This window comes from Agrobacterium sp. SORGH_AS_0440, assembly GCF_031453135.1.
Lineage (GTDB): Bacteria > Pseudomonadota > Alphaproteobacteria > Rhizobiales > Rhizobiaceae > Agrobacterium > Agrobacterium pusense.
Genome location: NZ_JAVIYR010000001.1, coordinates 407,921 through 431,977 on the forward strand (window position 1 = coordinate 407,921; position 24,057 = coordinate 431,977).

Consider the following 24,057-nt stretch of genomic DNA (forward strand, 5'->3'; position numbering starts at 1 on the left):
GCAACTGAAATCTTACCACATGAACGCGCGCTGTCGACGCAACGATGTTTTTTTCATTCAGCAGAAAGAGTTGCAGAGAGGTCTGCGAACAGCAGGAAATTCCGGCAGAGAGCCCAGTCTGGCAACGTTTGCGCGTCGGCCAAGGTAAATTAGGACGACTATAAGGAGCCAGACCATGCCCGCCCCGCTGCAACAGATAACGACATCGCCGGACCTGCCGAAAGCGGCTGACGCCGTCATCATCGGCGGCGGCATCGTCGGCGTATTCGCTGCTTATTACCTCGCGCAGCGCGGCCTGAAAGTCGCCCTTGTCGAAAAAGGTCTTATCGGCGCGGAGCAATCCAGCCGGAACTGGGGCTGGTGCCGGCAGCAGAACCGCGACGCAAGGGAATTGCCGATTTCGACGCAGAGCCTTACGCTCTGGGAACGATTTGCGGCCGAAAGCGGCGAGAACACCGGCTTTCGCCGCTGCGGGCTGCTTTACCTGAGCGACAACGAGGCCGAGCTTGCTGGATGGGCGCGCTGGCGCGACTTTGCCCTTACTGCCGGCGTGACGACCCATATGTTGAGCGCAGATGAGGCGAGCGAGCGTGGGCATGCGACCGGAAAACGCTGGAGGGGGGGCGTTTTTTCACCGACCGACGGAACAGCCGATCCTTCCATGGCGGCCCCCGCCGTAGCGCGTGCCATCATGAAGCTGGGCGGCACGGTGCATCAGAACTGCGCCGCGCGGGGCCTCGAGACGGAAAATGGTCACGTCAGCGCCGTCGTTACCGAAAAAGGAACCATCCGCACGAAAACGGCGATCATGTCCGGCGGCGCCTGGGCCTCTTCATTCTGCCGCCAGCTGGGCATCCGTTTTCCGCAGGCTTCGGTTCGGTCCTCTATTCTCGCCGTTACGCCCGGCGCGGAAGGTCTGCCGGATGCGCTGCACACTGCCGCCGTCTCGGTAACGAAGCGGAATAATGGGAGCTATACGCTCGCCATCAGCGGGCTTGGACGCATTGACCCGACGGCGCAGCAGGCGCGGTTTGCGCGTGAGTTCGTGCCGATGTTCCTCAAGCGCTGGCGCAGTCTCAGGCCGGGCGGCCTGGAAGGCGTTCGCGGCGGCCATGAGTCACTGAAAAACTGGCGGCTCGATGCGCCGACCCCCATGGAACGGGTTCGCATTCTGGATCCGAAACCGAATGTGGCAGCGATCCGCGAAACCCATGAAAGAGCTTTGCAGCTCCTGCCTGCTCTGCGCAAAACGCAGGTTTCGGCCACATGGGCAGGCTTTATCGACAGCACGCCGGATGGCGTACCTGCCATTGGTGAAACCAGCGAATTGCCCGGCTTCATCCTCGCCGCGGGCTTCAGCGGCCATGGTTTCGGCATAGGTCCGGGAGCGGGCCACCTCATTGCCGATATCGTCACTGGCGCCGGCCCGATCGTCGATCCCGCGCCTTATCATCCCAGCCGTTTTAACAGCTCGGCCTGGGGCAAGGTCGCGGATTTCTGACGGACAAATACCCGCGGGGCTGACCCAGCGGGTATTGCAGTCCGCCGCATCTCATCTGCAGATCAGCTTTTCGGTAGTCCGGGAGGATTGGTCCGCGATTCCGGCAGCGCCTCTTCGGAAAGTTGCCAGCGGTCGAGAATTTTTGCATAGGCACCACTCTTGATCAGATCATTGGTGGCGAGTGTCAATGCATCGGCCAGTCCCGAACCCTTGCGGGTGGTGATTGCAACGTCGGAACGTTCCGGCCATCCGGCGGAAAGGGTCCCGACACGCTTGATTGTCTTGTCTCGCGCTGCGATGAAAACCAGCTGGGCATGCGGCTGAACGATTACATCCGCCCGCCCTGCCGAAAGGGCTACAAGCCGCGTTGCTTCATCGTCGTAATATTGCAGCTCGATCGGCTTCAAACCGGCGGCAACGTTCTCGTCGCTCCATTTCAGCAGGATACGCTCCTGATTGGTGCCGGCGCCGACGATGATACGCAGCCCCGCCGCATTCTTCGGCTCCCTGATAGCCCTTATGCCACTGTCGGACTTGACGAAGAAGCCGTGGAGACCCTGCCGGTAGGTGGAGAAGTCGAACTTTTCCTTGCGCTGCTCCGTGACACCTACATTCGAGATCACCGCATCGTATTTGCCCGACGCGAGCCCCAGCGGCCAGTCCGCCCAGGCGACCGCCACCAGTTCCAGCTCAAGCCCGAGACTGTCGGCAACGGCGAGCGCATAATCGGGATCGGCCCCTACGACAGTCTTCGCGTCGGTTGCGTAAGTGGCCAGCGGCGGGCCGCCCGGTGAAACGGCCACGGTGAATTTGCCTGGTGAGACGAACCGGAAATCCTTCGGGATGGCGGCAATGGCGCCGGCATCCTTCTCGACCCTGACACGCCCAGGCTGATCCGGCGACAGATCGAAGACATCATCTGCGAAAGCAGACGCGAAGCCGGCAAAGGAAAGAAAGGCGCCGAGCGTGACAGATGTCAGGCGAAAGGTGAAAGTCATTGGTGTTTCCCGATATTGATCGCGGGACGGGGGTAGCGCGGGCGGGAGGAGGCCCGCGCTACCGGCTGAGTGATGTCCCACCTTCAACTCAGCTTTTTCGGCAACTTGGCTGTCAGCGATATGCCTTCTCAACTCTTGGGCAGACCGGGCGGGTTTGTGCGGGATTCGGTGATGGCCTCCGAGCCCAGATTCCAGCGGGCGAGCACCTTGCCGTAGTTGCCGTTCTTGATCTGGGCATTCAGTGCGGCAGTGATGGCTTTGGCAGTACCGGCGTCCTTTTTCGAAGCGACGGCGATTTCCGCCGCTTCGGGCCAGCCGCCGGAGAAGGTGCCGACGAGCTTCGTCTTCTTCTGGCTTGCCGCCTGGAAGGCAGAGGTGGCATTGGGGCCAAGATAGGCATCCGCGCGGCCGGATTGCAGGGCGACATCAAGCACCGCCTGGTCGTCGTAATATTGTACCTCGGTGTCGGCCAGGCCCTTGGCTTTGTTGTCCTTGATCCACTTCAAGAGTATCTGCTCCTGATTGGTGGCCGCGCCGACGATCACCTTCAGCCCGGCGACATCCTCGGGCTTGCCGATTGACGTGACCTTGCTGTTGTTGCCCACGTAAAAGCCCAGCAGGTCATTGCGATAGCTGGAGAAATCGAACTTTTCCTTGCGGGCCTCCGTCACCGTTATATTAGACGTCACGGCGTCATATTTGCCTGATGTGAGACCGAGCGGCCAGTCGGCCCAGGCGATGGGGACAAGCTGAAGTTCAAGTCCAAGGCTGTCGGCGACGAGCTGGGCAATATCCGGCTCCACGCCGATCGGCGTCTTCGTGTCGCTCGCGTAATCCACCAGCGGCAACCGGAAAGGTACGGTCGCAACCGTCAGCTTTCCATCGGCGACGAACTTGTGGCCGGCAGGCAGGAGCTTGATCGCCTCCTCCACCTTTTCTGCGCGAACGCGACCCTTCTGCTCCGGCGACAGGTCAACCTCCTGCGCATGCGCTGCCGGGATGAGCGCGGCAGTGGCCGTGAAAAGACCACCAGCGAGCAGGGATAATAATTTCGATGAAAAAGCCATGTGAGTGTTTCCTTGTTGTTGATTAGAGAACTTTGGCGAGGAATTCGGCTGTGCGCGGATGCTCGGGATTATTGAACACCTTGTCAGGCGTGCCCGTTTCGAGAATTCGCCCCTGCTCCATGAAGATGACCCTGTCGGAAACTTCACGGGCAAAACCGATCTCGTGCGTGACGATGATGAGGGTGACGCCCGACCGGGACAGTTCCTTGATGACGTCAAGCACCTCGTTGACGAGTTCGGGATCAAGCGCCGAGGTCGGCTCATCGAACAACAGCACCTTTGGCCGCAGGGCAAGCGCCCGCGCAATCGCCACGCGCTGCTGCTGGCCGCCCGAAAGCTGACGCGGATAGGCGCCGGACTTTTCGGCAAGACCGACGCGTGCCAGAAGATCCCTCGCCTCCGCCTCGGCCTGCTCCTTCTTGATGCCGCGAACCACGACCGGCGCTTCGGCTATATTTTCCAGTGCGGTAAGATGGGGGAAGAGGTTGAAGCTCTGAAAAACCATACCCACTTCAACGCGTCGCTTGAGGATCTCCCGCTCCTTCAGCTCGTAGAGCGTGTCGCCTTGCTGGCGATATCCGACCAGTTCGCCGTCGATGGCAATGAAGCCATCATCCACGCGTTCCAGGTGATTGATGGAGCGCAGCAGGGTGGACTTGCCGGACCCGGACTGGCCGAGAATGGTGGTGACACTGCCCGCCGGAATGGAAACGGTGACATCATCAAGGACTTTCAGCGAGCCGAAGGACTTCGAAACACCGTGAATATTGACCGACCCACCGCGATTTCCGAGCTGGAAACTACCGGTCCTGACGGCGGCCGGCCGTTCGGCTCTAGCGTCCGCAGGCGCTGGTGCCTCCACCGCTTCAGGCAAGGGCCGGCGCGGCCGGATTGTGCGGTAGAGCGTTGCAAATAGTGAGGGCGGAGGGTTGCGCAGCGCGCCACGCGAAAAGTGCCGCTCGATGTGATGCTGGACGATGGAAAGCGCGGTCAGGATCACCAGATACCAGACGGTGGCAACCATCAGCAGCGGGATCACTTCCAGATTGCGGCGATAGATGATCTGGATCGTATAGAATAGCTCGGGCAGCGCGAGGATATAGACCTGCGACGTTCCCTTTGCGAGGAGAATGATCTCGTTGAAACCATTGGGCAGAATGGTTCTCATCGCCTGCGGTAGCACGATGCGCGAAAACTGCCGGCGGCGCGGCAGGCCAAGCGAGGCCGCCGCCTCGAGCTGACCTTGTTCGACTGATAGGATGCCGCCGCGCACGATCTCCGATGAGAAAGCCGCAGCATGTAGCGTCAGTCCGAGCACCGCAGCCGCAAAGGGCGTCATGAGCTGCGTCGTGTTCCAGCTGAAGAAGTTGATACCGGTATAGGGAACGCCGATCGTAACGGTCTCGTACAGATAACCGAGATTATTGAGGATCAGCAGCAGCACAATCAGCGGAATGGAACGGAATATCCAGATATAGGTCCAGGAGATCGCGACAAGCAGGGGAGACCCCGAAACGCGGGCAAGGGCGAGAACGGTGCCGAGCACGAAACCCAGAAAAGCCCCAAGCGCCGTCAGCAGCAGCGTCCGGCCTAGCCCCACAAGCACCGGTTCGGCGAAAAACCATTCCGCAAATACATTCCAGCCCCAGCGTGGGTTACCGAAGACGGAATGCAGGACGGCCGCGATGATGAGAACCGCAAGAACGGTGCCCGCCGTACGCAGTGGATAGCGGGCAGGAACGACGCGGAAATGCGCGTAACCGTCCCTGACCGGCTCGCCCTTGTGTTCACTCACCGAGACATTCGGAAAATCGGAAGCTATCGTCATCGGAAAAGGCCTTTCACGGATGAACTGGAGAGAGTTGCGGCCGCGCGGCCGAAAGCGATGCGCCATCCCTGATGGGCGCAGAAGCTTCAGACAGCCATTTTTCAAAAGGCAGGGACTTGATCGTCTCGGGATCGGCCGCGGTGTCGAACAGGGCGCGGTAGCCGTTGGTCAGATAAAGACCGACCGCTTCTGGCTGACGGAAGCCGGTGGTCAGATAAACGCGGGCGTAGCCCTGACGGATCGCCTGCAGCTCCAGTTCCCGCAGCACAAGTTTCGCGAGCCCCTGCCTGCGATGGGCGGAGTGTGTCCAGACGCGCTTGAATTCTGCCGTCTCGTCGTCGTAGCGCATGAAAGCCCCACCGGCGATCGCCTTGCCGTCACGCAGGAGCAGCAGGAAGTTGCCAGATGGCGGGCTGAAGGCCTCAGGCGGATATTTGTTGAGCTCCGCCTTGGCCCCTTCCGCATTGAAAAATGTGCCGTACCGGCTGTCATACTCGAACAGCAACTCCTCAAGAAGCGGCGTCGCGAGCGGATCCTTGACCGATGTGTAGAAAAAACTGTCGCTCATGTCCTTGTCCCAAATTTTGCGTCAGGAGAGGTAGTCTTCCGCCAGACGCACCCAGAAGCGCGCCGCAGGCGCGATGATCGTATCGTTGAAATCGTAGTGAGGGCTGTGCAGCGGCGCGCTGTCGCCATTGCCGACGAAGAGATAGGAACCAGGCCGCTCCTGCAGCATGAAGGCGAAATCCTCGCTCGCCGTTCTCGGCTGAAAGCTCTCGGCGATCTGTCCTGGCGGGAAGTTCCGTCTGGCGACATCTTGGGCGAAAGCCGTCTGCACGGCATGATTGATGACGGGCGGAAAACCCCGTGCATAAGCAACCTCGGCCTTTGCGCCAAAGCTTTCCGCCTGCGCCTTTGCCAGCGCCGGAAGCCGCTCCTCCAGCCTGTCGCGCACGACGGGCGAGAAGGCGCGTGCAGTTATCTGCAGTTCGACGCTCTCGGGAATGACATTCGAAGCCGTCCCGCCATGAATGGAGCCAACCGTCAGCACCGCCATCTCGCGCGGATCGACATTGCGTGAAACGATGCTTTGCAGCGCGGTGACGAAGCTTGCCGAAGCGAGAACCGGGTCGACCGTTTCGTGCGGCGCTGCCCCGTGTCCGCCCCTGCCGACAATCCGCACCTTCGCCTTGTCGACGGAGGCCATGGCAGGGCCTTCGACGAAACCGAACTGACCCGCCTCGACACCCGGCCAGTTATGCAGGCCAAAGACGGCGTCGACCGGAAAGCGTTCGAACAGCCGGTCCTTTATCATCGCCCTCGCGCCGGCGCCGATTTCCTCGGCGGGCTGGAAGATCAGTGTCAACGTGCCGGAAAACCTCGAGGTCTCGGCAAGATAACGGGCTGCTGCGAGCAGGATGGTCGTATGGCCGTCGTGACCGCAGGCATGCATGACACCCGGCGTGTCGCTGGCATAGGCAAGGCCGGTTTCCTCGGCAATGGGTAGCGCGTCGATATCGGCGCGAATACCGAGGCGTTTTTCGCCATGGCCGCGCTTGAGGGTCGCCACGACGCCATGGCCGCCGAGGCCCTCCGTCACCTCATATCCGAAGGACAGAAGATAACGGGCGATGAGAGCGGCCGTGCGTTTCTCCTTCAGCGAGAGCTCCGGATGCCGGTGGAGATCGCGCCGGATGGCGATGCTCTCCTCGATGAAGGCAAGGATTCCCCGTTCGGCGTCGTCCTGCGGACGCGCGCCGTCAATGTGGATGTTCATGGTTCTATCTCCTGCACGACCCTTTACGCGCCGCGTCCTGAAAGTCTGCGCCGGCCGGATCGCCCTCCGGCCGCGATCTTATGCGATGGCCTTGTCCGAACCGCTTTCGCCGCGGGCGTAGACACTTTCCCGGAAAGGCAGGCCGAGATGGTCGCGCAGCGTCGCCCCGTCCAGATGCGGATCGAAATAACCCCGCCGCTGCAGCACAGGAATGACAAGGCGGATGAAATCATCCAGCCCTTCGGCGATCACGGGAAAACCGAGAATGAAGCCATCCGCAGCGTCGTGCTCCACCCAGCGGATGATTTCGTCAGCCACCTTGTCCGGTGTGCCGATGAAGCCCTCACGCGGGGTCGCCGCCTCCAGTGCCGCCTCGCGCAGCGTCTGGTTCTTTTCCTTGGCGCGACGCTTGATGCGGTCGGTCGTTGAACGGAAACTGTTCTTGCCGATATCGCCCAGGTCAGGGAACGGCTCATCCAGCGGATAGACGCTGAAATCATGATGATCGAAGAAGCGGCCGAGATAGGCGAGCGCCTCCTCGATTGTGATGAGGTTGCGGATAACGTCGTATTTCGCCTCCGCTTCTTCCTGGGTCTCGCCGACAATCGGACCGATGCCTGGGAAGATCTTCACATCGGCAGCGGACCTGCCCTGCGCGACGGCACTCTGCTTGACTCGCTTCAGGAAGGTCTGGTTTTCCTCAAGTGAAGCGGAATTGGTGAAGACCGCATCAGCGTGCTTGCCCGCAAGACCGATGCCGGCATCGGATGAGCCGGCCTGAAACACTACCGGCTGCCCCTGCGGCGAACGCTGGATGTTCAAGGGGCCTTCCACCTGGAAAAAGCGGCCCTTATGGCCGAGGGTGTGAAGTTTGGTGCGGTCGAAAAATTGCCCCGTCTCACGGTTGCGCACAAAGGCATCATCGTCCCAGCTGTCCCACAGACCCTTGATGACTTCGAGATATTCGTCGGCAATCTCATAACGCAGCGCATGTTCAGGATGATTGCGGCTGTAGTTCTTCGCCGTGCCTTCGAGAGGTGTCGTCACCGCATTCCATCCGGCGCGGCCACCGCTCAGGAGATCGAGCGAAGCAAACTGGCGGGCGATGGTGAAGGGGTCGCTATAGGAGGTCGAAACGGTTCCGGCGAGACCGATCTTCGAGGTCACCGCGGCCAGCGCTGAAAGGATCGTCAGCGGCTCGAACCGGTTGAGGAAATGAGGGATCGACTTTTCGTTGATGTAAAGCCCGTCCGCCACGAAAGCGAAGGCGATACCGGCCGCCTCCGCCTTCAACGCATTCTTCCTGAAAAACTCGAAATTGACGCTGGCGTCAACTGGGCTTTTGGGATGCCGCCAGGCGTTCATATGCCCGCCGGGACCCTGAAGCATGATGCCGAAACGGATTTTCTTTCTCGTCATGTCATTTCCTCCTGAGGACTAAATCACGCCGCCCGGGAAAGGCGGTGCGTGGCCAAGAGTTCGATCGAGGCAAGCCGCTGATCGGCCCCGACATGCGGCGGCTCGATGATGAATTCCTCGATGCCGTGCTCTTCGGAAAGCGCGCGAAGCGCCTTGTGAATATCCTCCGGCCCGCCATGCAGGACATTGGGCTTGCGCTCCTCGATGCGGTAATCGGCATCGCCGGACTGGCGGGCAAATTCCTCCGCCTGTTCACGCCGGCCCAGATTGAAGGCCCTGCCATCACTGAGGAACACCCGGTAAATGCGCTGACCTTCGACCTGCCGCGCGGCATGAGCGGGGTCGCTGGCAGCAAACGCGGACAGGGCAAGGACCGGGGCAACTCCGCCGCTTTCTTCACGGAAAGCCGAAAGGCTGCGGCGGAGAACCTCCACGTCGCCATTGAGATGGCCGGCAAAAACGAAATTCCATCCGCGTGAAGCGGCAAGCCTCGCGCTTTCCGGGCTGGCGCCGAGCAGGAATCGTTCCGCAGCGACCGGCGGTACGGGAGTTGCCCGCAATCCGGCCTGCGCGTGTTCGTGCGGCGCGGCGCCGGACAGGAATGTGGTAAGCTCGCCGAAGGCCGCTTCAAAATCCGGTTTGCGGGCAGGATCATAGGCCTGCTGCAAGGCTGACGTCGCGAGCGGCAGCCCGCCCGGTGTCTTACCGATGCCGAGATCGACCCGGCCAGGCGCGAGCGACGACAGAACGTTGAAAACCTCGGCAACCTTGTAAGGGCTGTAGTGCTGCAGCATGACGCCGCCTGAGCCGACGCGGATGTGGGAGGTCTTAGCCAATATCCACGCAACCAGCGCTTCCGGCGCGGACCCGGCTAGTTCCGGCGAATTGTGATGCTCGGCCACCCAGAAACGGCGGTAGCCCAGCTCTTCGGCACGTCTGGCGAGATTGATAGTGTCGCGGAATGCACTCGCCGCGTCCTCACCCGTTGGAACAGGGCTCTTGTCCAGCAAACTGAGCGTATACATCATCACCTCGCGTGTCTTCGATGCATACTTTGTCTACGGATTTTATATACTAATAAAGGATGATCGTTCCACGTTGCGGCGCGATGAGAGAAAATATTGTTTTCAGTGGTGTCGAGGAAAGCCGGCGCAGGCGGGAGCCATCCCCAACGCGGAGGGTCACCTTAAAATAACGTTGCAACTGGCCGCTTTCAGCACCAACGAAGGCGAAACGGGCTTGCGCCGAAATTCGGTAAAAACTACTTAGTAACTCAGGAATAATATGGCGAGGCGCTGTAAAACGTGCCGTCTCTCTTTCGGATCATGTGATGTTGACCAAAAAAGGCAAATACGGACTAAAGGCACTTGTCGATCTGGCGCGGTTGCCCCAGGGCGAAACCGCCTTCGTGACAGAGATTGCGAGCCGTAACAACATCCCGAAAAAATTTCTCGACACCATTCTTCTGGAACTGCGCAATAGCGGAATCCTGCGCTCCAAGAAGGGGCCAAATGGCGGTTATTCACTGTCGAAAATGCCGTCGGAAATCATGATCGGCCAGGTTATCCGCACGCTGGACGGTCCTCTGGCGCCCATCCGCTGCGCAAGTCGCACAGCCTTTGAAGCCTGTGACGACTGCGATGATCCGGAGACCTGTCAGGTCAGACTTTCGATGACGGACGTGCGTGACGCCATCGCAACGATTCTGGACAATATGACGCTTGCGCAATTCGTGGAGAAGGACGGGCAGGACGCCCACGCCATTCCGGCCGGTCAATAGATTTCGAACGGTCGGTCATTCGCGATCTACTCATTGCCTGCGCAGATCGTCCTCCAGCGAAGCGATCAATCCGTCTTCGCTGACGCCTTCGACAAGACCGAGGCGCGCCATCAGGATTTCAAGCGTGATGGCATTGTTGCGAACCGAGCGAAAGGTGACGTTTTCTGCACCAACCTGTGCCGCATCGATATTGGCCGCAAGGCTTGCTATCTGCGCCCTCAGGAGTTCGATGGCGAGAAATACTTCCCCTATGACGGGTCGCGCCGCACCCTTATACGCCAGCCTGTCGATCAGCAGGGACGAAAGCTCACCCTGCTTTTGTCCCAACGCCACTGCGGCCCTCAAAAGAGTTGAAACGGAAGTGGCCAGATTTCCGGCGCCCTGAGCCAGGAACACAACCTGATCGGCACGCAACAGACCCTCCCACGACGTATTGGGGCGATTGCGCAAGACGATAAGAAAGGGCTGCCCGGACGTATTGACCGCTGGCACGACGATCCAGTCCGCGTCGCCCCTCACCGACTCAACAACGTCGTCGGGAAGCCGCAGGGCATAGTCGTCTTCCGTCACCGTAACCGCTTGGTCCAGATTCGCGGTAGACGTTGCCAGTCCGAATGTCTCGCCAAGATCGAGACGGGCGAAGAGCGCCCTGCGCTGCTCTTCGCTGCCCGCATTCCTGATGAACTCAAGGGCAGTGAAATGTTCAACGAGGCCCTGCGCCGCGTCGGCATCGGCTGCTGAAATAATGGCAAGCGCCTGTGACAGAATGTCATTGGTGATATCCGCTCCACCGAGCTCCGTTGGAACGGAAAGAGCGAGAAGGCCGGAACGGGCAATCCGAGCGTGGATGTGTCCTGGACTTTCAACGCCGCAGTTCGCGGCGATTGCCCGTGCGACGGTCAGCACATCAATATCCGCGCCAAGGCGTGGAGGAACGAAACGAAGTCTTTCGCCGAGAGGCGTGACGGATCCCATGCTCAACTCCCTCAAACAATGACAAAGTAACGCGCCAGCGGCCGACGCTTAACCCAGCGAATGATAACGCCCGTTCTGATAGACCAGCGAGTAGCCGGAGCCGACGCGGATCGCCTCCACCTTCCCGATCACGATGACATGGCTATGCCGTTCGATCGCTTCCTCAATGGTGCAGTCGATCGCCGCGACAGCATCCTCGAGAATGGGCGCGCCGCTCGCCAGCCGGGTCCATTCAGCGCCGCGATAACGATCTGCACCCTTCAGGCCGCCGATGCCGGCGAACTGGTTGGCGATGAACTGATGGTTGGGGCCGATGATGTTCACGGCGAGATGACCGAAACGCTGCACGACCGGCCATGTGGACGAGGAGCGATTGAGCGCGACAAGAATTCTGGGGGGATCGACCGACAGCGCCGTGGCCGAGGTTACGGTCGCACCCGTTCGGGCCTCCCCTTCCCCCGCCGTGATCACGCTGACGCCGCCGCCCAGTGTTCTCAGCGCCGCCTTGAGGCTGTCGGCATCCGGAGCCTTGCCGGCAACGGGGTCACGGAGATTGATGAATTGTTGATCCTTGGCCGCATATTGCAATGTCATCGGTGGCTCCTGAAAAAGCTGATTTGTTCAATAGCTAACAGCGGCGATGGGGTGGGAAACAGGCACCTTTTTCCATAATGACAAAATTCTATAGAAATAATGTTTTATATGCTTCTGCGCCGTTGCAGCCTGCCGCAGGATACGAGGCGGAGGGAGGATGGCCTGCCTTTCGCAGGCCATTCAGGCCCCGGATACAAGCTTGACGTTGCCGCCATGGCCACCGCCACCAAAGACCTGCTTCGTTCCGAATGACGAGCGGATCTGATCGCGCGGTCCGCCGAGCCCGATTTCCGGGAACAACAGTTCGGAAACGCGATAGGCTTCCTCGAGATGAGGATAGCCGGACGCAATGACGGTATCGATGCCGAGCGCCTGATATTCCCGCAGTCTCGCCGCAACCGTCTTAGGCGAACCGACCAGCGCCGTGCCGGCGCCCGAACGGACGAGCCCGATGCCCGCCCACAGGTTCGGGGAAACCTCGAGCCGGTCGCGTCGGCCGTTGTGCAACGCCTGCATTCGCGCTTGCCCGACGGAATCCGACGCTTTGGAGAATACTTCCTGAGCAGACGCAATGGTCTCGTCGGAGAGCTTCGAAATCAGCCTGTCGGCATCGGCCCAGGCCTCCTCGTCGGTTTCACGCACGATGAAATGCAGGCGAATGCCGAAGGTTACCTCGCGGCCCTTTTTGGCGGCGGCCGCACGTACCTTGGCGATTTTTTCAGCGACCTGTGCCGGCGGCTCGCCCCAGGTGAGATATTTGTCGGTGATACCAGCCGAAAACTCGATGCCGGCATCGGAAGAGCCGCCGAAATAAAGCGGCGGGCGCGGCTCCTGTACCGGCGGCAGGCCGAGCCTTGCGTCCACCGCCTTGATATATTTGCCGTCCAGGCTCCCCTTGCCGGTTTCGATCAGTGAATTGAAAACCTGGAAGAACTCGTCGGCATGGTCGTAACGTTCGTCATGCGGCAGGAAAATGCCGTCGCCGCCCAGTTCCTGCGCGCTGCCGCCAACCACGATGTTGAGAAGCAGCCGTCCATGGGAAACACGATCAAGCGTGGAGGCCAGCCGGGCATAATAGGCGGGTGACGCAACGCCCGGACGGATTGCAACGAGGAATTTCAGCTTCTCGGTATAAGCCGCAAGATTGGCCGCGAGAATGAAGGATTCCTCGCAGGCGACGCCGGTTGGAATGAGCACGCCGGAATAACCCAGCCGATCGGCAGCCTGCGCGATTTCGCGAAAATAGCCGGGATCGGCAGGACGCGCGAGATCGTCGGAGCCCAGATAACTACCGTCGCCCGACGAGGGAATGAACCAAAGAAAATCGAGGGGTTTGTCGGCTGTGCTCATCGGCTGGTCCTTTGCAATCCGCCCTTCGGGCAATGCGTTCTGATGATAAAGGGTAGCCAATTCCCCGGCGCGTTTAAGAAATTTTGTTCCAATTTCCATTCGGCATGGAGAGTTTCTCTCCCGGATAACCCGCCCTGCGAAGCGAAACGAAGCCTTCGCCAATAGCCGTCAGAAGACCGGGTAAAGGCCGAGCATTGCAAAATTCATTTCGCAGATTTCTTCCCGCTCGAGTTCGAGATCGCTTTTTTCTCGCCTGATACGTCCGGAATGGTCCAAGGGATGAGGGCTGACCTGTTCCTCGTCATGCGGCTGACGCCGGGTCAAACCGAACAGATCGAAAGTAAACGCATGAAGTCCCTGTGGCATGTGCGCCTCCTTTGCTCTACTCACTCCATCCTCAGGCGATCATCCAAAATCGTCAATATTTTCGATAAAATTACTATTCTATAATTAGAGGATCATCGGCAAATGTGGACCAAGCTTGCGGCGTGACGGAAAAAATCCGTTTCCGACGGCCAATGGCAGTACATGGACCGCAAACGGCCACTCTTCTCTTCAAAAATACGCATCACTTAGCGCACTCAGTGTGTTGGACCTCGATCGGGTCCCCGCCTTTGCGGGTGCGTTACCCATCTTCAGCCGTTCGAGCAGAGCGTAACCCTCGGGCCATCGTCCGTAGCCGCTGGCAATATTGATATGCCCGACGGCGCCGAGATTGATGAGATCGCTCCCCCACAGGCTGGCACTGCGCGAGAGCTCTTCGGCATCCATGTAGGGATCGTTCATACTGCCCACGACGAGGCTCGGAAAAGCAAGCGGCTGCTGCGGAAATGCGCCGAACCGCACAATACAGGGATGCATCGCCTCCACGCGGTCGAGATGAGCGGGTGCAACCAGAAGCGCGCCCCTGATCTTGGCGGCGGAGGGTCGAGAAGCCATATTCGCCACCAGCAGGCAACCGAGGCTGTGGGCGACGATATAAGCACTTTCGACGGTCGCCAGCGCTGCCTCCAGACGGTCAAGCCAGTCGTCGAGAACCGGGCATTGCCAATTGTCCTGATCAACCAGTTGGGCATCGGGATCATCCAGCAACCAATGTCGCTGCCAATGCCCTTCATCCGAACCATTCAGGCCAGGAACAATCAAGGTGGTACACATGCCTGCTCCGTAGGTTGTGTGCGAGTGCACCAAGCATGGTGAATTTTATGATTCCAGTCGACTATGGCCTTGCTCACCTTTTGGATACACGAGGAAAAACGATCCAGACAAATCCGATAGTTCAGAAAATACGTTCTCGGTCCCCAAGATAATGTCCGTCAGAGGAAATCATTTCCTCAAATTTTTTATATAGAAAATATGTGCAATTTAGGCTTTCCAGACGGAAAGCTTTTCCTCTGCCGGACAACAAAAGAAACGTCGCTGCTTCGCCGGGCCGTCGCCGCTTTGCCATTCTCGCACGTGGGTAGGCTTGCGCTTCCCGTAGCCCAAGTGGCAGAGGCCGGGCTTTGGCAGAGCCGCTCCGCCGCACCACAAACGAAAATTCAGGCGGATAATGTGAGCAGCACGAGCGAATTTCTCTGGTACATCCCCAATGACGTCAAACCCGGTCACCGTGGCGATGCCGTCAGCGATAATCACAACAGTCTCGACACGTTGACGGGCCATGCCAGGGCGCTTGAAACCCATGGCTGGAAAGGCGCGCTGGTCGGCACGGGTTGGGGAAGACCCGACACTTTCACGGTGGCGGCGGCGCTTACTGCGCGCACCACCACATTCGAACCGCTGATCGCCATCCGGCCCGGCTACTGGAAACCGGCCAACCTCGCATCGGCAGCCGCCACCCTCGACCAGCTTTCGGGTGGCAGGGTCAGGATCAACATCGTCTCCGGCAGGGATGAGCTTGCGGCCTATGGCGACGAAGAAGGCGATCAGGCGCAGCGTTATGCCCGCACGAAAGAATTCATGCGGCTGGTGCGGCGGCTCTGGACGGAGGAAAACGTCTCGTTCGAAGGTGAGCATTTCCGGGTGAAGAACTCCACTGTCCTGCCGCGCATCGCGCCGCGCGAAGGCAGGCCGCATCCCAAACTCTATTTCGGCGGCGCTTCCGAAGCAGCCGAGCAGGTTGCCGCAACCGAGGCCGACGTGCAGCTTTTCTGGGGAGAGCCGCTCGCCGGTGTGCGTGAGCGGATAGAACGGCTCAGGTACCTCAGTGAAACGCTCGGCCGCGATCTGCCGCCGCTGCAATTCGGCCTGCGGATCACCACACTGGTGCGCGAAACCACCGCCGAGGCGTGGCGCGATGCGGAAGCAAAGGTTGCCGAGATGGCCGCAAACAATGGCGTGCGCTGGAACGACCATCTTCAGGCAGTCGCAGTCGGCCAGCGCCGCCTTCTGGACTTGCACCGGCAGAGCGACGTGCTGGACGACAATCTTTACACCGCTCCGGGCAAATTCGGTGGCGGCGGCGCCGGGACGACCTGGCTTGTAGGATCAGCGGAAGATGTCGCAACGTCGCTCAAGAAGTATCGTGCGTTGGGGATCACCCATTTCGTGCTGTCCGATACGCCCTATCTGAAAGAAATTGAGCGGCAGGGCGACAGGCTGCTGCCGCTGCTGCGGGATTGATGCGGTGACGCTGCCGGGCGACCCTGCTGGAACAGGGCCGCCCAATGCCTTCTCCGGTCAGCCGCCGGCTGCCTTGATGCTCTGGCGGCCAAGGATCGTGCGGATCATATGGCTCTGCGGCGCATGCGCCCGTGCCGTGATGGCATCGCGGTGATGGCGCTCAAGATTGTAGTCCCGGCGCAGGCCGCGGTTGCCGCCCAGTTCCAGAGCCAGATCCGTCACCGCCACCGCATTGTCAATCACGACATGGCGAACGGCCAGTGCATCGGTTCCCACTCTCTCCCCGACATCGATATCCCGGGCGACGGACGCAAGCAGGCGTCTGTTCGCCGCCAGCAATACTTCGATCTGACCGAGACCTTCCTGAATGCGGGAGATGGAGGACAGCGGTGCCCCGAGACTCGCCGGAACATGGCCATTAAGATGGCGCAGCAGATCGTCCCGCGCCGAGAGCGCGACGCCGTGATAGACGGAAGCCAGCAGCACGAAGAAATTGTAACCGTCCACTTCATCGCGCCGCAGCGGCTCATCCGCCGGTTGCTCGGCCACGATATCGGCAAGTGGCACCCTGACGTCCTCCAACACCAGATCATGACTGGCGGTGGCGTACATGCCGGTCGCTTCCCATGCCTTTTCCTGGGTGATTCCAGTCGCGTCGAGAGGAACCAGGAGCTGGATGAGGCGCGGCGTCTCTTCCGTCGTCACGGCGAGCACGATCGCCCATTTCAGGCCCGGCAGGCCAGTCACAAAGCTCTTGCGGCCGTTGACCACCCAGACATCGCCCTCAATTCGCGCCGTTGTTTCCGGCAGGCCGCCATGGGCCGGCGAACCGACACCCGGCTCTGCCTGCGCGTTGTTGAGGAGTGCCAATTCCCGGCCATTGGCGGCCAGCACCCTTGCGGCCAGTGCCCCCGGCCACTTGCCGCGCCGGATCGCGGCATGGACGCTATAATGCATGGCGAGGATGAGAGCGGTCGATGGATCGCCCTTGGCGATGGCTGTGATGACGGCATGGGTCGTTTCCATGCCCTCGCCCCAGCCGCCATCCTTCTCGGCCGTGACAAGACCGAGCAGGCCTGATTTGAAAAGCGCCTCGAAATTACCCGCAGCGAATTCACCGCTTTTGTCATGGTCCGCAGCCGTCAGGCTGAAATCTTCGGCCAGCGCGGTTGCCACGGCGACCGGATCGGCGGGCTGCGCCGACGCGTTCGGAACGGCGGAAAGTGCGACGCTCATGCCACCGCCCTTTCATTCGCCGTAACGAAACGATCATCGATCCAGTCCTCAAGATTGAAGTCGTTTTCGAGAAAGCCCCACTGGTGCAGGAAGTCCTTGTAATGGCCCACGGCACCGACAAGGTCGGCATCGAGGCCAAGGCCAAGATGGCGGTGAACCTCCGCGCCGTTGGCGGCCAGAACCTGTTCTTCCGTCGCGCCAGCCTCACGCGCGATGAAACGGCGCGTCTCCTCGGGGTGCTGCTCCGCCCAGAGCGAGGCTTTGCCGATGGCGGCAACCAGCCGCTCGACCAGATCGGGACGCTCATCGGCAAGCCGCCCATCCACCGTCAACACCCGGGGTGAACCGGAATTGATGCGTATCTTCGGATCGGGGTAAAAACCGAACTCCGCCACCTGCACGGCGCCGATCAGGTTCGCGGCGGCAATGCCAGCCGTTCCCTTGACAAAAATCGCGTCGACCTCACCGCGCAGGAGCGCGATGATCTCTTCGCCGAAGGATTGCCGCCGCTTCAGGCCGAACAGCGACGGCCCCTCCTGCGAGGCGAGCACCGAATCCTTGATGACAATATCTGTGAGTTCGATATCCCCGACCTTCAGCCCTTCCAGCGAGAGCGCCGAAACGATGCCCTTCAGCGCCGTCGCCCGCATGAAATCGACGATGCCCTCCGGCCGGCGCGGCACGCCGAAACGACGACCGACGAGATCGCCAAGCGAACGAATACCGGTTTCCGGCAGGGTGATGATCGCCTGAAACTCATCCGTCCACGTCACCCCGATGAGACGCGTATTGCGCCCCTCCGAGCGGGCACGGATAGGCGGCACATTGCCGCCATGGCGGAACGACCATTCCAGCGTGTGGTTGAAATGGCTCTGGCGAACGGAACGGTCAGGAGAATCGATGATGGATTTCAGCGCTATGCCGGCCTCTTTGAAGGTTCTGCTCGAGATAACCCAGCTGCGCCGCGAGCCCCACTGGCGTGGGCACCGGGCAGCGTGTGTACCAGATTTCAGAAAGTGTCGTGCTCATGGAATGGCCTCAATGAAACGATGGCACCGGAAAGCGAAGCTGCGGCGCCCGTCGGCTGAAGGGAGACATCCCGGCCCGCCGCAAGGGGGAGCCGGGTCTGGTGAGACGATCAGGATGCGGCGATGTGTGCGAAAGCGAGGCTTCCCGCCACACCTTCGGCACCAATCGTATGATCGGCGATACGCTTGTTGTAGATGGTGATTTCAGGTGCGGCGACGATGTCGATGGCCGGCACGTCCTCGACGAGGATCTGCTGGATTTCCTTCCATTGCGCGACGCGCTTGTCGGGATCGATCTCGATGGCGGCCGCTTCAAGAAGTGCATCCACCTTGGGATTGCTGTAAGCCGCGCCATTGGAGAAAGGCACGCCCTTCTTGAAGTTCTTCGACCAATAAAGCCGCTGCACACCCACGGTCGGATCGAAAAGATTGCTCATGCCCTCATAGGCAAAATCGAAGTCGCGATCCGTATAGATGCGCTTGGTGTAGGTGGCGAAGTCCTGCGTGCGCACCGTCACGTCGACGCCGACTTTCGCCAGCGCCTGGCGAATATAATCTGCGCCGCGCGGATAGGCCTCGGTGCTCGGCACGTAATCCAGATTGAGCTTGAACCGGATGCCATCGGCACCGCGCTTGTATCCGGCCTCATCGAGCAGCGCTTCGGCGGCCTTCAGATCGATCGGATAGGTCTTCAGATCATCCACGAACCATTTCGTGAGCTTCGGATTGATTGGCCCGGTGATCGTCGCGCCGTAACCATAGTTGACGGTGTTGAAGATGACGTTGCGGTCGATGACATGCGCGAAAGCGCGGCGCACGCGAACGTCCTTGAAGACATCCTTTTCAAGGTTGAACTCCACGCGGCTGATCGAGTTGGTATATTGATAGCCATTGGTCTCGAAGCCGAGGCTCGGAAGCTCCTTCAAACGGTCGAGATCGCTATAGGCAACCGGCGTGCTGGGCGCGAGATCGATTTCGCCGGTTTCAATGGCAATCGCGCGGGCGGAAGCATCAGGAATGAAGCGAACGATGAGCTTGTCGAGATAGGGGCGCGGCGCATCCCAATAATCGGCATTGCGCTCGAAAACGATATGGCTGCCGCGTACCCATTCCTTGAACTTGAACGGGCCGGTGCCGACGGGTGCGAGATTGACCGGGTTTTCGGTCACTTTCGTCCCTTCATAGAGGTGTTTCGGCACGATCGGCGTTTCAGCGGCGGCGAGCGCCGTAATGAGGTAGGGCGCGGGCTTGGAAAGCACCAGCACCGCCGTCAGCTCGTCCGGCGTCTCGACGGCAGTCAGATTGAGGAATGTGTTGCGGCCGCGCGGATGCACTTCCTTGATGGTGTTGATGGAGAACGCCACATCGGCGGATGTGAAGGGCTTGCCGTCATGCCATTTAACGCCGGGTCCTCAGCTGGAAGGTGTAACGCAGGCCATCCGCGCTCACATCCCATGATTTTGCCAGCAGCGGCTTGGGATTGAGATCGAAATCATAGGTCAGCAGACCCTCGGTGACCTTCGGTGATATATAGACGGAATTATAGGCCGTGTGCGCAATCGTCGTCAGCACCGGCGGTTCCGACGAGATAAGCAACGTGGCTGTTCCGCCACTGGCAGGCTCTGCCGCGCGAAGCTTCAGCCCAGGCAAAGACACCACGCCAAGGGCGACCGACGCCAGCAGAAATCCCCGCCGCGTCGTCTGGTTGAAAACAGTCATGCGATACCCTCTCCTTGATTGAACCGGCAAAAAACCGGCGAAACTGGACTCTTGCGCTTGGGAAGAAGTTTGTTCCTCGGACGAGAACGAGATTGGTATAGTGAACCAACCATTCTCACAAATAGGAATTATCTTTTTTTTAAGGCGCGATTTTCCGTAAATTTCAGAAAATAATTCTATTACTCTTTGACAAATTCCATAAAATTAGTCAACTAATGTCCGTGCCTTGACCGGCGGATTTGTGTTTTAACGATTGCGGACTGGAGCCGATGTCAAATTCGACAAGGATTTTATCGCAGGCGAAACGGGTGGCCATTCAGGCCGTCCCGACGGTTCTCGGTATTGTCATTCTGAACTTCTTCCTGCTGCAGCTGGCGCCGGGCGATGCCGCCGATGTACTGGCGGCGGAAGCGGGTTCGGCAACGGTCGAAACCATGGCGGAAATCCGCAATCGTTTCGGACTGGACCTTCCGGTCCTGCACCAGCTGATGAATTATCTCGGCAATCTCGCCCAGTTCAGCCTCGGATTTTCGCCGCGCTACGGCATGCCGGTGGCTGATCTCATCGGCCAGCGCCTGCCGGGCACGCTTGCCTTGATGGGCGCGGCGCTTGGCATTGCGATTTTCGTCGGCGTGTTTCTCGGCTCGATCATGGCCCTTTTTTCCGGCAAGCTGCCAGACCGGATCATTTCCATCGGCTCGCTGATCTTTTATTCCGTACCCGGTTTCTGGATCGGGTTGATGCTGATCCTTACCTTTTCGGTGAAGCTCGGCTGGCTTCCCTCGGGCGGCGACAGCACCATAGGCAGCAGCCTCACCGGGTTTTCCGCCCTGCTGGACCGGCTGCGCTATATTGTCCTCCCCGCCCTGTCGCTGGCACTTTATTTTCTGGCGATCTATGCCCGCCTCACCCGCGCGGCGATGCTGGAGGTGAAGTCGCAGGACTATGTGCGCACCGCTCGTGCCAAGGGCGTTTCACCGATCAGGCTGACCACACGCCACATTCTGCGCAATGCGCTGATCCCCATCACAACCATGGCCGGCATGCATATTGGCGGCCTGCTTGGTGGTGCTGTCGTGGTCGAAACCGTATTCAGCTGGCCCGGCCTTGGCCGCCTTGCTTTCGAAGCCGTCATGGCGCGGGATTTCAGCGTTCTGCTCGGCATTCTGCTTCTCTCCTCCCTCGTCGTTATCATCGTCAATGCAGCCGTGGACCTGTTGCAGGCATGGCTTGACCCCCGCATCGGAGAAAGCCGATGAATTCCTCCCATACATCAGCGGTTCTCGACACGGCCGAACTCGGCGCTGAAGAAACCAGCCCCAAACCGAAGAAGCCCGAAGAAAAGACCTGGCCCTATATCCATGCGCCGGATGCGCTCTCGGCCCGCTCCGTTTCCGTGCCCCGCCGCGGCCTTCGGCGGGAACTGAAAATCTTCCTCACCAATCCCAACGCCATCGTAGGCCTGCTGTTTCTCGCGACCGTCATCGTTACCGCGCTGATCGCCCCCTTGATCTATCCCGGCGATCCCCTGGAAATGGTAGCCCGCCCGTTCCTGTGGCCCGGCCAGAACGCGGCCTATCCGCTTGGCACAGATTCCATGGGCCGGGATGTTCTGGCAGGCATCGTGCATGGTGCGCGCATCTCACTCACCGTCGGTGTCGTGGCGACACTGATCGGGCTCACCATCGGCATCGCCGTTGGCGCTTTCGCTGGTTATTTCGGCGGCATCATTGACGATATCCTCGTCAAGCTGATCGAAATCTTCCAGACCTTGCCCAACTTTGTGCTGCTGGTCGTGCTCGTCGCCATCGCCCAGCCTTCAGTCACCACGGTCACCTCGGCGATCGGCATCATCACCTGGCCACTGGTGGCACGCCTCACCCGCGCCGAATTCCGCGCCATCCGCGAGAAGGACTACGTGCTTGCCGCGCGCAGCCTCGGTTACGGCCATGCGCGCATCGTGTTTCAGGAAATCCTGCCCAACGCGCTGCCGCCGATCATCGTCACCTCCTCCGTCATGGTGGCGGGCGCAATCCTCATGGAAGCAGCACTTTCCTTCATGGGCCTTGGTGACCCCAACCGCGTTTCCTGGGGTTCGATGATCGGGTCCGGCCGCGATGTCATCCGCACCGCCTGGTATCTGACCGCCCTTCCCGGCCTCGCCATCGTCTTCACCGTCATTTCGCTGAACCTCATCAGCGACGGCCTCAACGATGCGCTCAACCCCCGTTTTTCGGAGGAACGCCGATGAGCAAACTGATTGAAGTCCATGACCTCTCCGTCAGCTTCGGCTCTGCCCAGCCCGTCAAAGGCGTCAGTTTCGATGTCAGCCCCGGTGAAATGCTCGCGATCGTCGGCGAGAGCGGCTCGGGCAAATCCCTGACGGCGCTCGGCCTGATCGGCCTCCTGCCCTCCCACGCCAAGACGGGCGGGCGGGTTCTGCTCGAAGGGCGCGATCTGCTGCCGCTTTCGGAAAAACAATGGCGCGGCATTCGCGGTCGCGATATCGGCATGATCTTTCAGGAGCCTATGACCTCGCTGAACCCGGTTCTGACCGTTGGCGAACAGATCATCGAGGTGCTGCGCATCCATGAGAAGATCGACCGGCATCAGGCCCGCAAACGGGCCATTGAGCTCCTCGACCTCGTCAATATTCCCGATGCCAGCCGTAGAGTGGATGATTATCCGCACCAGCTGTCCGGCGGTATGCGTCAGCGCGTGATGATCGCCATCGGCGTTGCCTGCAATCCGAAACTGCTGATTGCCGACGAGGCGACAACCGCGCTCGACGTGACGATACAGGCGCAGATACTCCAGCTGCTCGACAATCTGCGCCGTGATCTCAACATGGCCGTCATCCTCATCACCCACGATCTCGGCATCGTGGCGCAATGGGCGGACCGGGTGATGGTGATGTATGCCGGACGCAAGGTGGAGGAAGGGCTGCCGGAACCGGTTTTCTCCAATCCCTACCACCCCTATACGCGTGGCCTGCTTGCCGCCTCGCCGCGCGCCGAAGACGGCCAGCATTATCGCGACGGGCCGCTCATCGAAATTCCCGGCTCCATCGTTTCCGCCACGGGGGAACGCGGCTGCGCCTTCCGGCCGCGCTGTCCGAGCGCCCGCGGCTTCTGCGGGCAGTATGTACCACCGCTGAGGCAGATTTCAGACGGCCGTTACGCCGCCTGCCCCTTCGTTGCTCCAACATCTCAGGAGATACCCAATGGCGCTCTTGTCGGTGCATAGTCTTTCCACCCATTATACGGGCGGACGCGGCACGGTGCGCGCCGTCGATGACGTGTCGCTCGATATCGAGGCGGGTGAAACCGTTGCCCTGGTGGGCGAATCCGGTTGCGGCAAATCTTCGCTCGGCAAGTCCCTGATGCGTCTGGTCGAACCGTCTTCCGGCAGGATCACCTTCAAGGGTGCGGATGTGACCGCAATGACATCGTCCGAACTGCGCGGCATTCGCCGCCGCATCCAGATGATCTTTCAGGATCCTTTTGCCTCGCTCAATCCCCGCCAGACGGTGCGCACCATCCTTACCGGGCCGTTGAAGGTCCACGGCATAGGAGACCGGGCGCGCCAGCGGGAGATCGTTGAAGCCATCGTCGCGCAGGTGGGCCTGCCGGCGGATTCACTCGACCGTTATCCGCATGAATTCTCGGGCGGCCAGCGCCAGCGTATCGGCATTGCCCGCGCACTTGTTCTGGAACCGGAACTGGTCGTCTGTGACGAGCCGGTCTCGGCGCTCGATCTGTCGATACAGGCGCAGATTCTCAATCTTCTGGTGGAGATGAAGAAGCGGCTTTCGCTGTCCTATCTCTTCGTCTCGCACGACCTTTCCGTGGTGCGTTATTTTTCCGATCGCGTGCTGGTCATGTATCTCGGCAAGATCGTCGAAAGCGCGCCCACATCGGAACTCTGGGCATCCCCGAAACACCCCTATACCCGCGCGCTTCTCGCCGCCGTTCCGGATCCCGCCCGCCGCAAGCAGGCGGCCCCCATTTCGGGCGATCTGCCGAGCCCGCACAATCCGCCATCCGGCTGCCGGTTCCATACACGCTGCCCGCTCGCCACCGATCTCTGTCGCGAAAAAGCACCTGACTATACCCTTTTCGGCAAGAACCACGCCGTGGCCTGCCACCATGCCCAATAAA

Annotated in this window: 20 protein-coding genes and 2 pseudogenes; 7 read left to right on the plus strand and 15 right to left on the minus strand. The window is 60.2% G+C overall.

Annotated elements, in window-relative coordinates; translation table 11 throughout:
• Positions 1 to 175: 175 nt before the first annotated feature.
• The gene (locus tag QE453_RS01885) at positions 176 to 1,501 is read left to right on the plus strand and encodes an FAD-binding oxidoreductase (RefSeq protein WP_309776263.1); all 1,326 of its coding nucleotides are present in this window, start codon (positions 176 to 178) and stop codon (positions 1,499 to 1,501) included.
• A 62-nt stretch (positions 1,502 to 1,563) separates the two neighbouring features.
• On the opposite strand, the gene QE453_RS01890 is transcribed toward QE453_RS01885, so the two are convergent.
• The 7 genes from QE453_RS01890 to QE453_RS01920 all read right to left on the minus strand — a co-directional run bounded on the left by QE453_RS01890 (position 1,564) and on the right by QE453_RS01920 (position 9,618).
• Positions 1,564 to 2,499, minus strand: a complete 936-nt coding sequence (locus QE453_RS01890; protein ID WP_309776264.1) for an ABC transporter substrate-binding protein — start codon at positions 2,497 to 2,499, stop codon at positions 1,564 to 1,566.
• Positions 2,500 to 2,627: 128 nt separating this feature from the next.
• Positions 2,628 to 3,566, minus strand: a complete 939-nt coding sequence (locus tag QE453_RS01895; RefSeq protein ID WP_309776265.1) for an ABC transporter substrate-binding protein — start codon at positions 3,564 to 3,566, stop codon at positions 2,628 to 2,630.
• Between the two features lie 22 nt (positions 3,567 to 3,588).
• Positions 3,589 to 5,394 (minus strand): amino acid ABC transporter permease/ATP-binding protein, encoded by a 1,806-nt coding sequence (locus QE453_RS01900; protein ID WP_077985899.1) that lies wholly within the window; start codon positions 5,392 to 5,394, stop codon positions 3,589 to 3,591.
• A 13-nt stretch (positions 5,395 to 5,407) separates the two neighbouring features.
• Positions 5,408 to 5,962, minus strand: coding sequence for a GNAT family N-acetyltransferase (locus QE453_RS01905; protein WP_037091330.1), 555 nt, complete (start codon positions 5,960 to 5,962; stop codon positions 5,408 to 5,410).
• A 21-nt stretch (positions 5,963 to 5,983) separates the two neighbouring features.
• Positions 5,984 to 7,171, minus strand: a complete 1,188-nt coding sequence (locus QE453_RS01910) for a M20 aminoacylase family protein (RefSeq protein ID WP_309776266.1) — start codon at positions 7,169 to 7,171, stop codon at positions 5,984 to 5,986.
• 78 nt (positions 7,172 to 7,249) lie between these two features.
• Positions 7,250 to 8,590 carry an LLM class flavin-dependent oxidoreductase gene (locus QE453_RS01915; RefSeq protein WP_022562883.1) on the minus strand — a complete coding sequence of 447 codons (1,341 nt, stop codon included), beginning with the start codon at positions 8,588 to 8,590 and terminating at the stop codon, positions 7,250 to 7,252.
• Between the two features lie 23 nt (positions 8,591 to 8,613).
• Positions 8,614 to 9,618, minus strand: coding sequence for an LLM class flavin-dependent oxidoreductase (locus tag QE453_RS01920; RefSeq protein ID WP_035206909.1), 1,005 nt, complete (start codon positions 9,616 to 9,618; stop codon positions 8,614 to 8,616).
• Positions 9,619 to 9,920: 302 nt separating this feature from the next.
• Between QE453_RS01920 and QE453_RS01925 the strand changes: the two genes are divergently transcribed.
• Positions 9,921 to 10,370, plus strand: a complete 450-nt coding sequence (locus QE453_RS01925; RefSeq protein WP_004445456.1) for an Rrf2 family transcriptional regulator — start codon at positions 9,921 to 9,923, stop codon at positions 10,368 to 10,370.
• Positions 10,371 to 10,400: 30 nt separating this feature from the next.
• Here the strand turns inward: QE453_RS01925 and QE453_RS01930 are convergent, their stop codons facing one another.
• The 5 genes from QE453_RS01930 to QE453_RS01950 all read right to left on the minus strand — a co-directional run bounded on the left by QE453_RS01930 (position 10,401) and on the right by QE453_RS01950 (position 14,447).
• Positions 10,401 to 11,345 carry an acyl-CoA dehydrogenase family protein gene (locus QE453_RS01930; RefSeq protein WP_137069453.1) on the minus strand — a complete coding sequence of 315 codons (945 nt, stop codon included), beginning with the start codon at positions 11,343 to 11,345 and terminating at the stop codon, positions 10,401 to 10,403.
• A gap of 48 nt (positions 11,346 to 11,393) precedes the next feature.
• Positions 11,394 to 11,939 carry a flavin reductase family protein gene (locus QE453_RS01935; RefSeq protein WP_004445459.1) on the minus strand — a complete coding sequence of 182 codons (546 nt, stop codon included), beginning with the start codon at positions 11,937 to 11,939 and terminating at the stop codon, positions 11,394 to 11,396.
• A gap of 180 nt (positions 11,940 to 12,119) precedes the next feature.
• On the minus strand, positions 12,120 to 13,289 hold the full coding sequence (ssuD, locus tag QE453_RS01940) for an FMNH2-dependent alkanesulfonate monooxygenase (protein WP_309776267.1): 1,170 nt from the start codon (positions 13,287 to 13,289) through the stop codon (positions 12,120 to 12,122).
• Positions 13,290 to 13,457: 168 nt separating this feature from the next.
• Entirely contained in the window at positions 13,458 to 13,655 is a 198-nt protein-coding gene (locus QE453_RS01945; RefSeq protein WP_309776268.1) for a hypothetical protein, read from the minus strand.
• A gap of 189 nt (positions 13,656 to 13,844) precedes the next feature.
• The gene (locus QE453_RS01950) at positions 13,845 to 14,447 is read right to left on the minus strand and encodes an alpha/beta hydrolase (protein ID WP_064263464.1); all 603 of its coding nucleotides are present in this window, start codon (positions 14,445 to 14,447) and stop codon (positions 13,845 to 13,847) included.
• Positions 14,448 to 14,843: 396 nt separating this feature from the next.
• On the opposite strand from QE453_RS01950, the gene QE453_RS01955 reads away from it, so the two are divergent.
• On the plus strand, positions 14,844 to 15,914 hold the full coding sequence (locus QE453_RS01955; protein WP_006698430.1) for an LLM class flavin-dependent oxidoreductase: 1,071 nt from the start codon (positions 14,844 to 14,846) through the stop codon (positions 15,912 to 15,914).
• Positions 15,915 to 15,971: 57 nt separating this feature from the next.
• Here QE453_RS01955 and QE453_RS01960 read toward each other — a convergent pair whose 3' ends face one another.
• From QE453_RS01960 to QE453_RS01970, 3 genes and pseudogenes are all read right to left on the minus strand, one after another.
• A complete protein-coding gene (locus QE453_RS01960; RefSeq protein WP_309776269.1) occupies positions 15,972 to 17,150 on the minus strand; it encodes an acyl-CoA dehydrogenase family protein in 1,179 nt (392 codons plus the stop codon).
• Positions 17,147 to 18,179, minus strand: a pseudogene (locus QE453_RS01965) (ABC transporter substrate-binding protein). Before QE453_RS01965 ends, QE453_RS01960 begins: the two are co-directional and overlap by 4 nt.
• A gap of 109 nt (positions 18,180 to 18,288) precedes the next feature.
• Positions 18,289 to 19,897, minus strand: a pseudogene (locus QE453_RS01970) (ABC transporter substrate-binding protein).
• Positions 19,898 to 20,166: 269 nt separating this feature from the next.
• Between QE453_RS01970 and QE453_RS01975 the strand changes: the two are divergent.
• From QE453_RS01975 to QE453_RS01990, 4 genes are read left to right on the plus strand one after another with little or no spacing between them, the layout of a single operon-like run.
• Entirely contained in the window at positions 20,167 to 21,156 is a 990-nt protein-coding gene (locus tag QE453_RS01975; protein ID WP_309776270.1) for an ABC transporter permease, read from the plus strand.
• Positions 21,153 to 22,148, plus strand: coding sequence for an ABC transporter permease (locus QE453_RS01980; RefSeq protein WP_004445477.1), 996 nt, complete (start codon positions 21,153 to 21,155; stop codon positions 22,146 to 22,148). Before QE453_RS01975 ends, QE453_RS01980 begins: the two co-directional genes overlap by 4 nt.
• Positions 22,145 to 23,143, plus strand: coding sequence for an ABC transporter ATP-binding protein (locus QE453_RS01985; RefSeq protein WP_006698434.1), 999 nt, complete (start codon positions 22,145 to 22,147; stop codon positions 23,141 to 23,143). The genes QE453_RS01980 and QE453_RS01985 overlap by 4 nt, the downstream gene beginning before the upstream one ends.
• Positions 23,121 to 24,056 carry an ABC transporter ATP-binding protein gene (locus tag QE453_RS01990; RefSeq protein ID WP_006698435.1) on the plus strand — a complete coding sequence of 312 codons (936 nt, stop codon included), beginning with the start codon at positions 23,121 to 23,123 and terminating at the stop codon, positions 24,054 to 24,056. The genes QE453_RS01985 and QE453_RS01990 overlap by 23 nt, the downstream gene beginning before the upstream one ends.
• Position 24,057: the final 1 nt, after the last annotated feature.

Coding starts and splice junctions, on each gene's coding strand:
- QE453_RS01910 (WP_309776266.1), bottom strand. CDS start 7,171: ATGAACATCCACATTGACGGCGCGCGTCCGCAGGACGACGCCGAACGG.
- QE453_RS01945 (WP_309776268.1), bottom strand. CDS start 13,655: ATGCCACAGGGACTTCATGCGTTTACTTTCGATCTGTTCGGTTTGACC.
- ssuD (WP_309776267.1), bottom strand. CDS start 13,289: ATGAGCACAGCCGACAAACCCCTCGATTTTCTTTGGTTCATTCCCTCG.
- QE453_RS01950 (WP_064263464.1), bottom strand. CDS start 14,447: ATGTGTACCACCTTGATTGTTCCTGGCCTGAATGGTTCGGATGAAGGG.
- QE453_RS01905 (WP_037091330.1), bottom strand. CDS start 5,962: ATGAGCGACAGTTTTTTCTACACATCGGTCAAGGATCCGCTCGCGACG.
- QE453_RS01975 (WP_309776270.1), top strand. CDS start 20,167: ATGTCAAATTCGACAAGGATTTTATCGCAGGCGAAACGGGTGGCCATT.
- QE453_RS01980 (WP_004445477.1), top strand. CDS start 21,153: ATGAATTCCTCCCATACATCAGCGGTTCTCGACACGGCCGAACTCGGC.
- QE453_RS01900 (WP_077985899.1), bottom strand. CDS start 5,394: ATGACGATAGCTTCCGATTTTCCGAATGTCTCGGTGAGTGAACACAAG.
- QE453_RS01990 (WP_006698435.1), top strand. CDS start 23,121: ATGGCGCTCTTGTCGGTGCATAGTCTTTCCACCCATTATACGGGCGGA.
- QE453_RS01985 (WP_006698434.1), top strand. CDS start 22,145: ATGAGCAAACTGATTGAAGTCCATGACCTCTCCGTCAGCTTCGGCTCT.
- QE453_RS01960 (WP_309776269.1), bottom strand. CDS start 17,150: ATGAGCGTCGCACTTTCCGCCGTTCCGAACGCGTCGGCGCAGCCCGCC.
- QE453_RS01895 (WP_309776265.1), bottom strand. CDS start 3,566: ATGGCTTTTTCATCGAAATTATTATCCCTGCTCGCTGGTGGTCTTTTC.
- QE453_RS01890 (WP_309776264.1), bottom strand. CDS start 2,499: ATGACTTTCACCTTTCGCCTGACATCTGTCACGCTCGGCGCCTTTCTT.
- QE453_RS01885 (WP_309776263.1), top strand. CDS start 176: ATGCCCGCCCCGCTGCAACAGATAACGACATCGCCGGACCTGCCGAAA.
- QE453_RS01915 (WP_022562883.1), bottom strand. CDS start 8,590: ATGACGAGAAAGAAAATCCGTTTCGGCATCATGCTTCAGGGTCCCGGC.
- QE453_RS01920 (WP_035206909.1), bottom strand. CDS start 9,618: ATGATGTATACGCTCAGTTTGCTGGACAAGAGCCCTGTTCCAACGGGT.
- QE453_RS01930 (WP_137069453.1), bottom strand. CDS start 11,345: ATGGGATCCGTCACGCCTCTCGGCGAAAGACTTCGTTTCGTTCCTCCA.
- QE453_RS01925 (WP_004445456.1), top strand. CDS start 9,921: ATGTTGACCAAAAAAGGCAAATACGGACTAAAGGCACTTGTCGATCTG.
- QE453_RS01935 (WP_004445459.1), bottom strand. CDS start 11,939: ATGACATTGCAATATGCGGCCAAGGATCAACAATTCATCAATCTCCGT.